At 40.7% G+C, this 14502-nt stretch carries 11 protein-coding genes; 4 read left to right on the plus strand and 7 right to left on the minus strand.

What is annotated here, in order from left to right:
- Window positions 1-228 precede the first annotated feature (228 nt).
- Both cobS and cobT read left to right on the plus strand, forming a co-directional pair.
- Window positions 229-1215, plus strand: coding sequence for a cobaltochelatase subunit CobS (gene cobS, locus PVV68_RS00120; RefSeq protein WP_273719739.1), 987 nt, complete (start codon window positions 229-231; stop codon window positions 1213-1215).
- A 14-nt stretch (window positions 1216-1229) separates the two neighbouring features.
- Complete coding sequence (gene cobT, locus PVV68_RS00125; protein ID WP_273719738.1) at window positions 1230-3128, plus strand: cobaltochelatase subunit CobT; 1899 nt, start codon at window positions 1230-1232, stop codon at window positions 3126-3128.
- A 2129-nt stretch (window positions 3129-5257) separates the two neighbouring features.
- On the opposite strand, the gene PVV68_RS00130 is transcribed toward cobT, so the two are convergent.
- Both PVV68_RS00130 and rpmB read right to left on the minus strand, forming a co-directional pair.
- Window positions 5258-5923, minus strand: a complete 666-nt coding sequence (locus PVV68_RS00130) for a VUT family protein (protein WP_273719737.1) — start codon at window positions 5921-5923, stop codon at window positions 5258-5260.
- A gap of 115 nt (window positions 5924-6038) precedes the next feature.
- Window positions 6039-6344 (minus strand): 50S ribosomal protein L28, encoded by a 306-nt coding sequence (gene rpmB / locus PVV68_RS00135; protein WP_273719736.1) that lies wholly within the window; start codon window positions 6342-6344, stop codon window positions 6039-6041.
- Window positions 6345-6623: 279 nt separating this feature from the next.
- On the opposite strand from rpmB, the gene PVV68_RS00140 reads away from it, so the two are divergent.
- Complete coding sequence (locus tag PVV68_RS00140) at window positions 6624-7409, plus strand: SURF1 family protein (protein WP_273719735.1); 786 nt, start codon at window positions 6624-6626, stop codon at window positions 7407-7409.
- 283 nt (window positions 7410-7692) lie between these two features.
- Here PVV68_RS00140 and PVV68_RS00145 read toward each other — a convergent pair whose 3' ends face one another.
- From PVV68_RS00145 to htpX, 5 genes are all read right to left on the minus strand, one after another.
- On the minus strand, window positions 7693-7845 hold the full coding sequence (locus PVV68_RS00145; RefSeq protein ID WP_273719734.1) for a DUF1127 domain-containing protein: 153 nt from the start codon (window positions 7843-7845) through the stop codon (window positions 7693-7695).
- A gap of 366 nt (window positions 7846-8211) precedes the next feature.
- Window positions 8212-9828: a bifunctional phosphoribosylaminoimidazolecarboxamide formyltransferase/IMP cyclohydrolase gene (purH, locus tag PVV68_RS00150; RefSeq protein WP_273719733.1), complete on the minus strand. Its 1617-nt coding sequence runs from the start codon at window positions 9826-9828 to the stop codon at window positions 8212-8214.
- 157 nt (window positions 9829-9985) lie between these two features.
- Window positions 9986-11692, minus strand: coding sequence for a heparinase II/III family protein (locus tag PVV68_RS00155; protein WP_273719732.1), 1707 nt, complete (start codon window positions 11690-11692; stop codon window positions 9986-9988).
- 64 nt (window positions 11693-11756) lie between these two features.
- A complete protein-coding gene (locus PVV68_RS00160; RefSeq protein WP_273719731.1) occupies window positions 11757-13124 on the minus strand; it encodes an RsmB/NOP family class I SAM-dependent RNA methyltransferase in 1368 nt (455 codons plus the stop codon).
- Window positions 13125-13157: 33 nt separating this feature from the next.
- Window positions 13158-14195 carry a zinc metalloprotease HtpX gene (htpX, locus tag PVV68_RS00165; protein WP_273719730.1) on the minus strand — a complete coding sequence of 346 codons (1038 nt, stop codon included), beginning with the start codon at window positions 14193-14195 and terminating at the stop codon, window positions 13158-13160.
- 83 nt (window positions 14196-14278) lie between these two features.
- Between htpX and PVV68_RS00170 the strand changes: the two genes are divergently transcribed.
- Window positions 14279-14494: a DUF1674 domain-containing protein gene (locus PVV68_RS00170; RefSeq protein ID WP_273719729.1), complete on the plus strand. Its 216-nt coding sequence runs from the start codon at window positions 14279-14281 to the stop codon at window positions 14492-14494.
- Window positions 14495-14502: the final 8 nt, after the last annotated feature.

Below are 14502 nucleotides of genomic sequence, written 5' to 3' on the forward strand. Positions count from 1 at the left end.
TGTTTTACACGCCTATCATTTGCCCCTAAATTTGCTTTATGCTAAGGAAAATCGCACCTAACAACTTCACTCTTCATTCGAATGATCTCTGCTTTCGCAAAATATTATAAAACACGAAGGGTTTCTTTCACATTTAAGACTTTTACCATAGGGCATTGCATAAGTGCTTTAAGTCCTGTATCATTTTTTAACAACCGAAAATAGCGTTCTCTCCCTTCCAGAAAAACAATGACAAAAACAAAGCTTACAGTTGAAAATGTGCCCGATACCACACTCTGCGCTCGTGATCTGTTTCACATTGATACGGATATGAAGGTTCCAGCCTTTAGCACGAAAAGCTCCCATGTTCCCGATGTAGATCCCGATTATCTTTTTGATCAGCAAACGACTTTAGCGATTTTAGCAGGTTTTGCATTTAACCGCCGTGTCATGATTTCCGGCTATCACGGTACAGGTAAATCAACACATATTGAACAAGTTGCGGCGCGTCTTAATTGGCCTTGTATCCGCATTAATCTCGACAGTCATGTAAGCCGTATTGATTTGGTAGGAAAAGATGCCATTGTTTTAAAAGATGGCTTGCAAATCACTGAATTTAAAGAAGGCATTTTGCCATGGGCTTATCAAAACAATATTGCCCTTGTTTTCGATGAATATGATGCAGGACGTCCTGATGTTATGTTTGTCATCCAGCGCGTCCTTGAAGCATCTGGACGCCTAAGCCTACTTGATCAAAGCCGTGTCATCACGCCTCATCCAGCCTTTCGCCTTTTTGCCACTGCAAATACCGTTGGTCTTGGTGATACAACAGGGCTTTATCATGGTACACAACAAATCAATCAAGCGCAAATGGATCGTTGGTCCATTGTAACGATCCTCAATTATTTACCCCATGATAAAGAGGTTGACATTGTTTGTTCTAAAGTCAAATTCTTTCAAACAACAGAGGGCAAAAAGACAATTTCACAAATGGTTCATGTTGCTGATATGGTACGTCAATCCTTTATCAATGGAGATCTTTCCACAGTCATGAGCCCGCGCACTGTCATTACGTGGGCAGAAAATACGACAATTTTTCAAAATGCTGGTTTTGCCTTTAGGCTTACTTTTCTCAATAAATGTGATGAACTTGAACGTGCCATGGTCGCAGAGTTTTATCAACGTGCCTTTGGAGAAGAGCTTCCCGAATCTCTCATTCATGGTGTTTTGCCTTAAGGAATATGTCAATCATGGCTACCAATACTGGTGACCACAAAAATCTAACAAATGACTCTTCCCACAGCAGTCTTAATGCTGAAGCTTTTAAAAAAGCACTTTCCACTTGTATCCGTGCCATTGCTGGTACGCCCAACCTTGAAGTTTCCTTTAGCCATGACCGACCATCTTTAAGCGAAAAATACGCCCGCTTACCGGAACTCTCACAACACGCGACAGATAAAGATATAACAATTAGCCGCGGACTAGGCGATTCCATGGCGCTACGTACAGCATGGCATGATAAGCACATCCACCAACAATTTTCTCCACGAGAATCAACAGCACGTGCTATCTTTGATGCTCTCGAGCAAACACGTGTTGAAGCAATCGGCACTTTAAGTATGGAAGGAATTGCACAAAATCTTGATGGCATGCTTGCTGATAAATATCAAAGAGCTCATTATCAAAAGATTCGTAGCCAAAGTGAAGCTCCCATTCAAGAAGCAATTGCGCTTTTATTGCGTGAAAAAATCACAAAACGCCCTCCCCCAAAAGAAGCAGGATCTGTATTAGAGTTATGGCGTCAAGAAATTGAACAAAAAGCTGCTACAGAACTGAATGAACTAACCCACCATGTTCACGATCAACATGCATTTGCGCGGATTGTTCGCCAAATGCTTGTTACATTAAAAATGGCAGCGCAATTTGAAGAAACATCGAGCAACATAAACAATCAAAAATCAACAAACGCGTGTGAACCACCAAACAAAACAGACAACGACAGCAAAAAACCAAAACACACTAAGAACGAAGAACAAGCCGCCACTGAACAAGAAAGTGACGTGCAAGACAAAGGAAAAACCAAAGCAACAAAGTCAAATGACAATCATAAAGATGCAAAAGAGCAAGAAAGAGGTTCTAGGCAAAAAGAATCGAGTCACTCCAAACGTCTTTTTACTGTTTCAGAGCAAATGGAAAGACTTGCTGACTATAAAGTTTTCACCCGTCAGTTTGATGAAGTTTTGGAGGCGACGGATTTTTGTTCTGAGAGCGAATTGGATCACTTGCGTCGTTATCTTGATAGACAAATCAATCATCTGCAAAATATTGTTGGGCGCTTAGCAAATCGTCTACAACGCCGCCTTATGGCACAACAAAATCGCAATTGGACCTTTGACCTTGAGGAAGGATATCTCGATACCGCACGGCTTTCACGCCTGATCATTGATCCCATGCAACCGCTTTCTTTCAAAATGGAAAGCAATACCCAATTTCGCGATACCGTTGTTTCACTCCTCATTGACAATTCGGGCTCCATGCGAGGGCGCCCCATTACAGTTGCAGCAAGTTGTGCAGATATTTTGACACAAACTCTTGAACGTTGCGGTGTAAAAGTTGAAATTTTAGGCTTTACCACCAAAACTTGGAAAGGAGGACAATCACGCGAACAGTGGCTTCGCCAAAACAAACCCAATCATCCTGGTCGCCTTAACGATTTATGCCACATAATCTATAAAAATGCTGATACCCCATGGCGTCGTGCACGACGCAATTTAGGTCTCATGATGCAGGAAGGATTACTAAAAGAAAATATCGACGGTGAAGCGTTGATTTGGGCCCATAAACGCCTTTTATCACGACGTGAACAACGTCGCATTCTTATGATTATTTCCGATGGAGCTCCCGTTGATGATTCAACGCTATCGGTTAATTCCAGCAATTATTTAGAAAAACATTTACGCGCGGTGATTCAAGAAATCCAAACACATTCTCCTATAGAACTCATTGCCATTGGTATTGGTCATGATGTCACACGCTATTATCAACATGCTGTAACAATTATGAATGCCGAAGAACTCGCCAACGCTATAACAAAACAATTAGAATCCCTCTTTAGCAATAAAAAACTTCATTCTCTTAAGAAACATTAAAAGCAAACCTCGTGCTCTTTATTTGACTCTCCCTCTTCCAAAACCGCGTTGACCCAAAAATTAAAATATGTGCTCAATTGCTTTACTCCCTTTTTTCCATACCACTGCGATAAAAAAAGAAAGGGACAGACATAGTGATATATGCGATCATGCAATGCAAAAAATGAGCAAAATGAACTCTACAGCTCCTGCTCTGCAACACCACTACCGTAAATGTAAAACACCAAATGCTGATAGAATACAGATACCAAACAATAAACAGCAGTACCCCAATCATCCAGTGAAACTATGGTAAAATACGATATTTATTATCAAAGAAGCAGCATAAAGATGCCGTGTTTGGTGGTTGAATACGTCAAACAACACGTTCAGAATGGGTGAATAACTGCTCTTTCAGAGCAGCAAAAAGAATTCTTCAAGCAATCAAAACAATGAAGCGTAAAGAAAATGCAGATAAGACCACATCATCGCAGCCATGGTCCATAAAAACGAAATGAGTTCACATTTAAGCACCCTGGTAGTACTTCTTATGCAGGATAAGAGACTCTCGCCAAAGAATTTATTGTTAACCAAACCAAGATGACAAATGACCAAACAAGCTATGCTGAAACCACACAAAACCTTGGGCTTAAAAGGAGAATAGAGAATGCTGCAATGAGCTCTAAAACCATAAAATTAAAGCAACTAAAACCAGAAGAATTTCTTAAAAAATTGGTTTATTGATCCCCTCTCCACACCTCAAATGAGGAAGATTCCTACTCGTGCCAGACTGTAAACAATCCAGCTACTCTCAATGAATTTCACCTGTTGACCATTCGTAGGTTTACTTGGCTCTACGAGCAAATCCTATCCTGAATATGCATACAACACCTTCTAAAAACATTGAACGTATAAAGTCTTATATGCTTATATCATTGTACCTCAAACAACGGTGTTTTACAGCATAATGCGATAAGCCATACTTTTAAGCAGACAAACCATTGCACACGATCAAAATTACAATACTATGCCTCTCTCCATAAAGCTTGTCTTCTTATGAGGGTAAAACCAATATCACTATTTTTTCTTTTTCAGCTTTCAATACACAAAGACTCTTGCATTTAAGAATGTTCAGAAGAGATATCTTTCCCCTTTATAAAATGGATCTACACGTTAATCCTATTGATGGCATACAAAAGAGTGATTTTTATTGATTGACCATGAAAAAATTTCAAATAAAAAAATCTTATGATATTGAGATTCTTAAAACAATAAATTATTATAATTCAATATATTGTCTTTTACTTGATCATTGGTCATAAATAAAAATAATCATCTTTTCTTCTTCAATTTCAGAATACGGCTTTTTCTTAGAAAGTTGTAAACTATCTTTCATTGAACAATAGTCATTTGTGAAGCATTCCTTATAATTTCCATCCTCTCATGGAGATTCCGCATTGCCTCATGCTGTTATTTCTCTGGTTCTTTAATAGAATCGCATTCCTCATGCACAACAGGATGCTAAAACATGCTATTATATTGCCAATCGCACAGGCTTTTTGAAGAAACATCTCTCAAAGCTCTCAAGCCCATTTCACGAGTACCACCCATAAAAATTATAGCAGTAAAACCATTATGCACCACCATTTTTACACTGATGAAACAGCAAACGAGCATCATCATATTATTTGCCAGCTCCAAATATGGTGAGAGTTCTTGCATTTGAGAGTTTTCAAAAGAGATATATTACCTCCTTTTTGCAGTATTTTCACCCACGCTCCACCCTGCTCTTGACGCGCAAGGGAACAATTTTAATGGCTTCAATATAAGAGGTTTTGAGATGAGAAAAACTGATTGTATTCGGATTAACAATACAAGTTGAATACATTTATTTATTGTTTAAAATCAATGTATTATCAAAAAAGAAATCACATTTAAGAAAATTAAATTGTCCAGGATGCATAGAGCTCTGAATCTTGAGAAGCCTCCTGCTTTTTAAAACCAAAACAACCTTTTGAGGTCATATCGAAACATGTCTATATTGAAAATGATTCTACAATGCTACTCTTAAGAAAACAAAGAGCGCTGTTTTCTAACTTTCAAAACAATCAGAGAACAAAGACTATTATTTGCTTTCAACAACAGATAAATCATCTCTTGATATGACTACTATGATAAAGAGGCATTTTCATAGCGCTAAGGATTGTTCTATAAGGGATTAACATAAACAAACTCATAATAATTTTAATAGAAAAATCGCCAACAGCAAGCGAAAACCAAACAGGGATCCCAACCCCTCCCCAAAGGGTGCTCTCTATAATTGAACTATCGGCATAATCTGTCATCTGATCGATAAAAGCAAAAGAGCTAGAAAAAGCAAGAGCAAAAAACACCACTGTATCCAAAGCCGACCCCACCAATGCTGCTGCCAAAGGAGCCTTCCACCATACTTTACGACGCAAAGGAGTAAAAACAGCAATATCAAGAAGTTGCCCGAATAAAAATGCTAAACTCGAAGCAATTGCAAGCCGTGGAGTCGCCAAAATCCAAGAAACAAAAACACCAGCAAAAAAACCAGCATAAACCACACGACGCGCAGCAGCTGGACCATAAAAACGATTGGTCAAATCATTAATCAAAAAAGCAAAGGGATAGGTAAAAGCGCCATAGGTCAGTAGGTCATTTAAACCAAACCAATAAATAGGATACTGCACCAAAATATTAGAGGCAGTCACAGCAAGACACATAGCAAGAATCGAACAAGCAATATACCTGCTCTCTTGCCGTGCCAATAAAAGATCGCGTGCTGAAAACATTTTTTTAACCTGGGATATGGAACCAATGAAATACAACGATCAAAAACTATAAAATGGAAAAAACAATACCTCTATAAAACAAAAAAAGACCAAACAGTGTCATAAACAAAGCTCATTACGCCGCCTGTTCAGCCTTTTGTTCAGCTTTTTTCTTAATAATCTGACGCTTTAATAAACGCGCCCGTTGTGACAACTCTTTATCATCGGCTTTAAGCAAAAAACCATCCAAGCCACCGCGATGCTCCACAGAACGCAAAGCACTTGCCGAAACACGCAAACGGTAATTTTGCTGTAACACTTCCGAAATCAATGTCACATTGCAAAGATTTGGTAAAAAACGACGACGGGTTTTATTGTTCGCGTGGCTAACATTATTGCCATAAAGAACTGCTTTTCCTGTCAATTCGCAAGCACGAGACATAAACTTCACCTTTAAACTCTGAAAAACTCTTAAAATCCCAATACCCATACAACAGAATGGACGCAAAGAGCGCACAACACCCCCTTAAACGGAATTATTGAGAAGGTGTGCTTTTAATAGGGTGTCGATACCAAAAGGTCAAGTCTTTTGTAAAGTCTTTTGCGTTCCTTATCATCTCATTCTGCTCTCTTTGCCTATAAAAGATACAGAAAATATTTTTTTTTAACATGGAGCATGCTAAAAGAACAGTTACCATCTCCTCTAAAGGGAAGCATTATCATGAACAAAACAGCCTCCTCCATGGCAAAGCCTCAACAAAAACCTATCCGTTTCTCTTCACTTTTGTTAGGCATATTATGTATGTGTTTTTTTCTTCTCTTTAGTGCATTAGGTGTATGGCAAATACAACGATTAAACTGGAAAACAAATCTTATCATGAGTGCCAATCAACGTGTTCATTTGCCTCCCATAAAAGCCCCGCCTCAAAATCAATGGGTCAAGACTACTTTTGAGAAAGACGAATATCGCCCTGTCATTATCACAGGAAAATTTTTGACAGATAAAAATATTCTGGTTATTGCTGTTGCTCAAAATACCACGGGCTATTGGGTTTTGACCCCTTTACAAGCAGCTGATAATAGCGTGACCTTTGTCAATCGTGGTTTTATTCCTATGGATGCACTCCATGACTTCCAAAATTCAGAACCATCACAAACAAATGCCGCACCTCATCAGGATTCTCTCTCAGAGAAAAAACAAACCACAATTGTAGGTTTATTGCGCATGAGTGAAAAAAATGGTTTTTTCCCACGCAAAAATAATCCGGACAAGAATTTATGGTACACGCGTGAACTTCCTGCTATGGCAGAGAAACTTGGTTTGTCCACTGTTGCACCTTATTTCATTGATGCTGGAAAAAAAACAGCCACGCAAGGAGCTCTCCCCGTTGCTGGTCTCACGGTTGTGCAATTTCGAAACAATCACCTTGCATACGCTATTACATGGTTTATCTTAGCTGCTGGTGTTCTAGGTGGCTCTCTTTTTCTGCTACGGCAAAAAGACTAAAAAATACACCACAAAATACGCACACCACAAAACAGTGCTGTTAATGCTCAACAACCTTGCTGTAAAGAAGCACAAATTCCACAACAGAGCATACCCTCTCTCTGTTATGTTGAGAATTTTAATAAGAGTTACTTTTCACAATAGCACAAAGCAAATACTATAGCGAACACATAAATGCTTCCCTGATACATTCTCTCTTGGTAACATCAGAAAGAGAGGAAAACGTCCCATAGCCGCTTTCCTCATAACAAAGGCTCTACTCAAATTCTATTATAAACAAATTTTAGAGAGATTTATAAGAATGGCGCCGCGCAACTGAATCAATATCACCACGACAAATGCCAAGATCATTAAGCTCGTGTGTTGAAAGATGACTTAACGCATTCACTGTCCGCCGATAACGGCGCCAATTACTATAAGAACGCAAAATATTCATTTCCTTTTACTCCAACCTAACGTTACCCTCTTTAGGGCATAAATATAAAGCAAATGACAAAAAAGAGTCGTGTTATAACTTCATAACAGATATGCATCTAAAACATGCTAAAATTATCTAAAACGTCTCTTGTTTAAAAAAAGCAGTCATCAAAACCATTAATGATACAAATGCCGTACACCTGTAAAAACCATCGCTAAATCATGCGCATCAGAAGCCACAATCACTTCTTCATCACGCATGGAGCGACCTGGTTGAATAACTTGCTGTAACCCCTGCGTTAGCAGCTGCTAACAACCAAATACACCGACACAACAAGCTCTTTGCAACACTGGTCTTATTCGAAAGAAATAATTACCAAAACTATTAATGGCGGAAATGCCGTACACCCGTAAAAACCATCGCTAAATCATGCGCATCAGCAGCGGCAATCACTTCTTCATCACGCATGGAGCCACCTGGTTGAATAACTGCTGTAACCCCTGCGCTAGCAGCTGCCAATAAACCATCTGCAAAAGGAAAAAAGGCATCTGATGCAACCACGGCCCCTTTGGCAAGAGATTGTGTTAAGCCTGCGATCGTTGCTCTTTCTTCCGCTTTACGCGCAGCAATTTTTGCCGAATCAATACGACTCATTTGACCCGCGCCAATCCCAACTGTTGCAGTATTTTTTGCATAAACAATAGCATTTGATTTGACGTGTTTAGCTACCCGAAAAGCAAATTGAAGATCACGCATTTCATCTCGACTTGGTGCACGTTTTGTCACCACTTGCAATTTAAGATCATCCACCACCACATTATCACGTGACTGCACTAAAATTCCACCCGCAAGCGTTTTAGCAATAAGCCCTCCACAACGTGGATCAGGAACACCACCTGTTATCAACAAACGAAGATTTTTCTTGCTTGCAATAATTTCACGCGCTGCCATTGTTGCATCAGGAGCAATAATCACTTCCGTAAAAACTTTGATAATCTCTTCTGCACATCCTTCATCGAGAGTTTGGTTTAACGCCACAATTCCACCAAATGCCGAAACATTATCACACCTCAAAGCTTTCAAATAAGCCTCTTTCAAACTCTGCCCTTCAGCAACACCACAAGGGTTGGCATGTTTAATAAGCGCAACAGCAGCAGTCTTTTGGGGATCAAATTCTGCCACAAGTTCAAATGCTGCATCTGTATCATTCATATTGTTATAAGAGAGTGCTTTGCCTTGCAAAAGTTTGGCGGTTGCAACACCAAAACGTTTGTCACCATTGCGGTAAAATGCTGCCTGTTGATGCGGATTTTCCCCATAACGCATAACCGTTTCAAGATGTCCAGAAAAACTCTGCCAAGATGGTGTTTCAATTTTTAAATCCTTTGCAAACCACGCTGCTACGGCTGCATCATAAGCAGCCGTGTGCGCATAAGCACGCATCGCTAGCTGCTGTCGCAGAGCTAAACTTAAACACCCATTATGCTTTTTCAATTCAGCAAGGACTACATCATAATCACGCACCGCTGTGATAACAGCCGTATAAGCATGATTTTTTGCCGCAGCACGGATCATTGCTGGTCCACCAATATCAATATTTTCAAGAATGGTTTGTCTATCAGCACCTGATTGAACAGTCTCTTCAAAAGGATAAAGATTCACCACCAAAAGATCAATTCCATGAATGCCATGCTGCCCCATAGCACTTTTATGACTAGGATCATCTCTGACTCCTAACAGAGCACCATGAATCAAAGGATGAAGTGTTTTGACGCGCCCATCCATGATTTCTGGAAATCCTGTGACCTCAGCAACGTCTTTAACCGGTAAACCAGCAGCCATTAAGGCTTTGGCTGTTCCTCCTGTTGAAATCAATTCAACACCATAAGCGTGAAGCGCTTGTGCAAAGGCAACTACGCCGGTTTTATCAGACACAGAAAGCAGAACACGACGAACCTGATGAAGATCAGATATGGGAAAATTTTTTGCAACAACACCCATAACAGGAACCCTAAAAATGAAATGGTTAAAATTCAAGTAAAATAAGCTTATACTTTAATAGCACAGGCCTTTATTAAAATACACCAAAAGGATAGAATCTCTCTATTTTAACACAGAAAGAATAACGCTCCATTTTATCCGTAATTATAAAAAGGTATCATTGTTCTGATGAACAGCGAAGAAAACGCCATCGAACTTTTTCTTGAACTGCAGGGCGAAAATACAAAACAATCTGTTGTGTCCGTTGCGGACCTGTTACTTCAGCAAAATCAATTGAATCTTCAAGGCAAATATCTACATCAGGCGATATAAAATACCATACTTGCCCACCCTCCAAGGCTAAACGCACACGCTTACCATCATAGTTGACTTCCACTTTTGGGTGAAGATGAAACCGAACAGCAACATTATTTTGTTCACTTTGAACTTTCTTATCTTTCTTTGCAAGCTTCTCATTTGGCGTAAAAAAGCGATCAAAACCTTCGATCATATCGCCATTTGTCGCTAAAATCAGACCACGCTCATGAACAAGATGAAAAGGTCGCACATAACCATCATGGCTAGCAACAAAACCAGTCTTTTCGGAATCCTCTATACGGCGCACTTTCACATCCGTTGGTCCCTCAAGCAAAAATGAAGCTCCCGTTCTTTTTTTATGAAAAACACCCACACAACAATCATTAACTGTTGCTGTTGAGTGAGCAGCGGTAACACGGCCTAAATGTCGATATTCTTCACGCCCATAAGGATTAACGCCCGTATTAATAATAAAGCGGCTTCCCTGTGAAGACATTTCAAAAGACAAACACCCCGAACCAGCGTGCTGAGCAGCAGAACGAGGTGGAAACTTTCCTGTATCAGCAAGCACTGTCGTTTGATTGGCTTGTAAACGCTGAAACCCTGAATAACGCGCATAACTAAAAGGATGCCCTGCTGTCTCATCCAGTTCTAAAAGTGCTGATAATCGTTGCGATACCAGAGGGCCCACCCCATTAAAATGCGCCAATGTTTGATCTTCATGGATAAAAAACCGCAAAGCCGGCAACATACGCTCAACAGAATCAATCAAAATACGTGGTGCGGTTTCATTACTATGCATAAAAAGCTGACGTAACGACAATAAATCTGATAACAAATAGAGCAAAATGACAGGGCTACGCGAAATATGTCCACCATCAATCAAAATTTGGCATGAAAGCTCCTCAATAAGAAAGGTTTGCGCCTTTTTTTTCATGGCCGCAGAAACTGGTAAAGCCAGAGAAGCAAATGTCAAAGCAACTGCGGCTTGTAAACGTTTATCATTTTTTTCCATACTGGAAATGATGACGCGCAAATAGCGAAATTGGAAACCAAGAGTACGCAAAAACCGCTTTTCAAACCGCTCACTTGCCCCTTGTAAGAGCATTTTCGCGTGACAAATCCACGAAATTAAACGCCGTGCCACAACCGGTGCACTCCAAGCAAGCCCCTTTACTTTTTTACTCCACTGATCGAGCCAATCTTCTAAAAGTGCGCGCGCATGTGCTGCTGCCAAATCGCTCCCAGCTGCTGCCATATGTCGCAACCAATGAAAATCATGAAGAGCCTCCTCCCATTCTGGTGTCGGGGGAACTAACGAAAAAGGGGAAACCGCACCAGAATGAACCACATGACCCGCAAAAGCAAAACGACCATGGTAAAATTCGTGTGCCATCACCGGATCAGCTAAATGCAAATCAATGGGATAGGCTAAAATTTGATGAGGACGAAATCCCGAAAAGCGCCAACGAAATAGTGGTCCAACCCATAAACGCCGTATAAACTGGTGTGCTTCATAGACAAAGTCCGACGCCTTTACCTGAGGACCTTTTAACGCAATTGCCACAATCTCATCTCCATTTGCACTGAATCACGTACAATTTCAGCCATTTTAGTAAATGAAGCGTTAATTAAGCCACTTTTCGCAAGCGTGCGGCAAAAAAACCATCCATTCCTAAAAAGATGTTGTGATCAGACCCAAAGTTTTTATGACAAAAATCTGCCGGTGTTGTCCGCAAAATGCCCTTACACGAGAGCAAATGCGCCATAACACCCATTTCCTCTGCAAGGATAGGCTCTAAAACAACGTCACTACGTGTCGATACAATTTTTTCGATGAGATCCTCACCTTCTTGTTTTGCCAAAGAACAATTGGAGAAAACAACGCACCCTCCCTTTTTTATCAAAGCAATTGCTGCGACAAGCAAATCATATTGGAGCTCTGTCAATTTGGCGATATCGCCCATTGATTTTGTCCATAAAATATCCGGATGACGACGTATTGTTCCCGTAGAAGAACAAGGCGCATCAAGAAGCACAGCATCAAAAAGCTGTTCGGAGTGAAAATCTCTCACATCCCCCTGCCAAGTAGAAACGGAAAAATGAAGGCGCTCCATATTTTCCTTTAAACGCTTTATCCGATTAGCAGAAAGTTCAATAGCTGTCACATCGGCGCCTTGCAAAACCAATTGTGCTGTTTTTCCCCCAGGACTTGCACAAAGATCAGCAACTTTCTTTCCCTGAATATTGCCAAGCAAGCAAGCAGGCAACGCCGCAGCAAAATCCTGGACCCACCAAGCCCCTTCCCTGTAACCTGCTAAATCAACAACAGAACCATCCAAACTGCTCAACCGAACAGAACCATTGGGCAAAACAACACCCCCAAGCCTCTTAGCCCATCCCTCACTATCAGACTTCACTGTCAAATCGAGAGGAGGCGGAGTACTTTGAATTGCCAAAATCTTTTCAGCTTTTTCTTTTCCATAAGTCGAGACTAAAAGCTGGGAAAACCATGCTGGACTCCCCTCAATACGAGGAGGTTGTTGGCGTAAAAATACCGCATCACGTGCAACATTGCGTAAAAGAGCATTGACCATTCCTGAAAACCGCCGCATACGAGGATCAAGTTTAGCCACACGCACCGCTAAATCAATAACAGCATGATCGGGAATATCAAGATAGAGAATTTGTGCCACACTGATATGCAAAAGATGCTGCAGTGCAAGTGCTTGTGAGGGCAAAGGACGTGCTAAAAAGCGTGATAAAGCAGCCACAATCTGCCCGCGATGACGCAACGCTGCTGCTAAAATAGCACGGCACAATGAACGATCTCGCTGTGAAAGTCCTAAATATTGTGGATGTCCATGTTCATTATCTATCAAACCCGAAAGAGAGGTCTTTTTATCAAGCACCGCGCCTAAAAGACGAACACACACCCGCCGGACAGCTAGTCCTGGAACATTTTTTTCGGACACACACCCCGCATTTTCGTGCTTCAAAACAACACCTTTATTCCTTTAAAAGCTGAATAATCAAGGCTTTTTTGAATCTTCATAACGAAGCCAAGAAGGGCGCTTTTTAACACGCTGAAAAGGACTCTTTTCCTGATTGCCAAAAACATTGGTCCATGCAGCAGAATCAGAATCTTTAGAGCCTCTGCCTTTTTCATACCAATCGCTTTCCTTACTCCATTCCATATTTTTCGTTATTGCTCCTTTCATCTCTTCGGCTTGCCGATAAAGAGCAGCAATACGATTTGCCGTTGCTGGATGGGTAGAAAAAAGACTATCGGCCCCTTCACCACTCAAAGGATTGATAATAAACATATGTGCTGTTGCCGGATGATGTTCTGCTTCTTCATTGTATACCGTCTGCCCACCGCCTGCAATTTTACGCAATGCTGAAGCCAACCATAAAGGATTACCACATATTTCAGCTCCTCGCCTATCAGCAGCATATTCACGCGTGCGACTAATAGCCATTTGCACCAGCATTGCAGCAAAAGGCGCCACAAACATAGCAATAAGCCCCCCGATTGCTCCAGCACCATGAGAACCCTCTGAAGAATTACGCTGTCCCCCCATAAAAAAAGCGAAATTCCCAAGCATTGAAATTGCTCCCGCAATTGTTGCCGTCAAGGTCATCGTTAAGGTATCACGATGTTGAATATGTGCAAGCTCATGAGCCATCACACCGGCAATCTCTTCTGCACTCAACGTGTTTAACAATCCAGTACTTGCTGCGACAGCCGCATTTTGAGGATTACGTCCCGTAGCAAAAGCATTTGGCTGCGCATTATCAATAATATAAACTTTTGGTTGAGGAAGAGAAGCACGCCTAGCTAAATCGCTTACAATCTTATAATAAACGGGAGACGAATGCTGATCAACTTCACGCGCCCCATACATGCGTAAAACGATTTTATCCGAATTCCAATAAGAAAAAAAGTTTAAGCCACTTGCTATCAAAAGTGCAATGATCATGCCACTGCCCCCTCCAACAAGATAACCAACTCCCATAAAAAGAGCGGTCATAAAAGCCAAAAGCATTGCTGTACGCATTATATTCATGACTCAAAAAACTCCATGATAAAATACAATCAATATTATATGATGGTGTTTTCTTTCTGCTTCTTCAATGGAATAGGTGTAAAATGGATAAAAAAGATGACAAAATAAAGACACAAAATACGACCATCAACAAACAACAATCCCTCTCTCCCGCAGCACAACGCGCCCTAAACGAAGCGCAAGAAAGACGCAAACAGGAAAAAAATGAAGAAAAACCTTTAGAAAATGGTGGACGTGGTGGCAAAGACCCTTCACGCTATGGAGATTGGGAAATTAAAGGCCGTGCCATTGATTTTTAAAAAATCTA

The organism is Bartonella sp. ML69XJBT, assembly GCF_028618515.1.
Lineage (GTDB): Bacteria > Pseudomonadota > Alphaproteobacteria > Rhizobiales > Rhizobiaceae > Bartonella.

Coding starts and splice junctions, on each gene's coding strand:
- cobS (WP_273719739.1), top strand. CDS start 229: ATGACAAAAACAAAGCTTACAGTTGAAAATGTGCCCGATACCACACTC.
- cobT (WP_273719738.1), top strand. CDS start 1,230: ATGGCTACCAATACTGGTGACCACAAAAATCTAACAAATGACTCTTCC.
- PVV68_RS00130 (WP_273719737.1), bottom strand. CDS start 5,923: ATGTTTTCAGCACGCGATCTTTTATTGGCACGGCAAGAGAGCAGGTAT.
- rpmB (WP_273719736.1), bottom strand. CDS start 6,344: ATGTCTCGTGCTTGCGAATTGACAGGAAAAGCAGTTCTTTATGGCAAT.
- PVV68_RS00140 (WP_273719735.1), top strand. CDS start 6,624: ATGAACAAAACAGCCTCCTCCATGGCAAAGCCTCAACAAAAACCTATC.
- PVV68_RS00145 (WP_273719734.1), bottom strand. CDS start 7,845: ATGAATATTTTGCGTTCTTATAGTAATTGGCGCCGTTATCGGCGGACA.
- purH (WP_273719733.1), bottom strand. CDS start 9,828: ATGGGTGTTGTTGCAAAAAATTTTCCCATATCTGATCTTCATCAGGTT.
- htpX (WP_273719730.1), bottom strand. CDS start 14,195: ATGAATATAATGCGTACAGCAATGCTTTTGGCTTTTATGACCGCTCTT.
- PVV68_RS00170 (WP_273719729.1), top strand. CDS start 14,279: ATGGATAAAAAAGATGACAAAATAAAGACACAAAATACGACCATCAAC.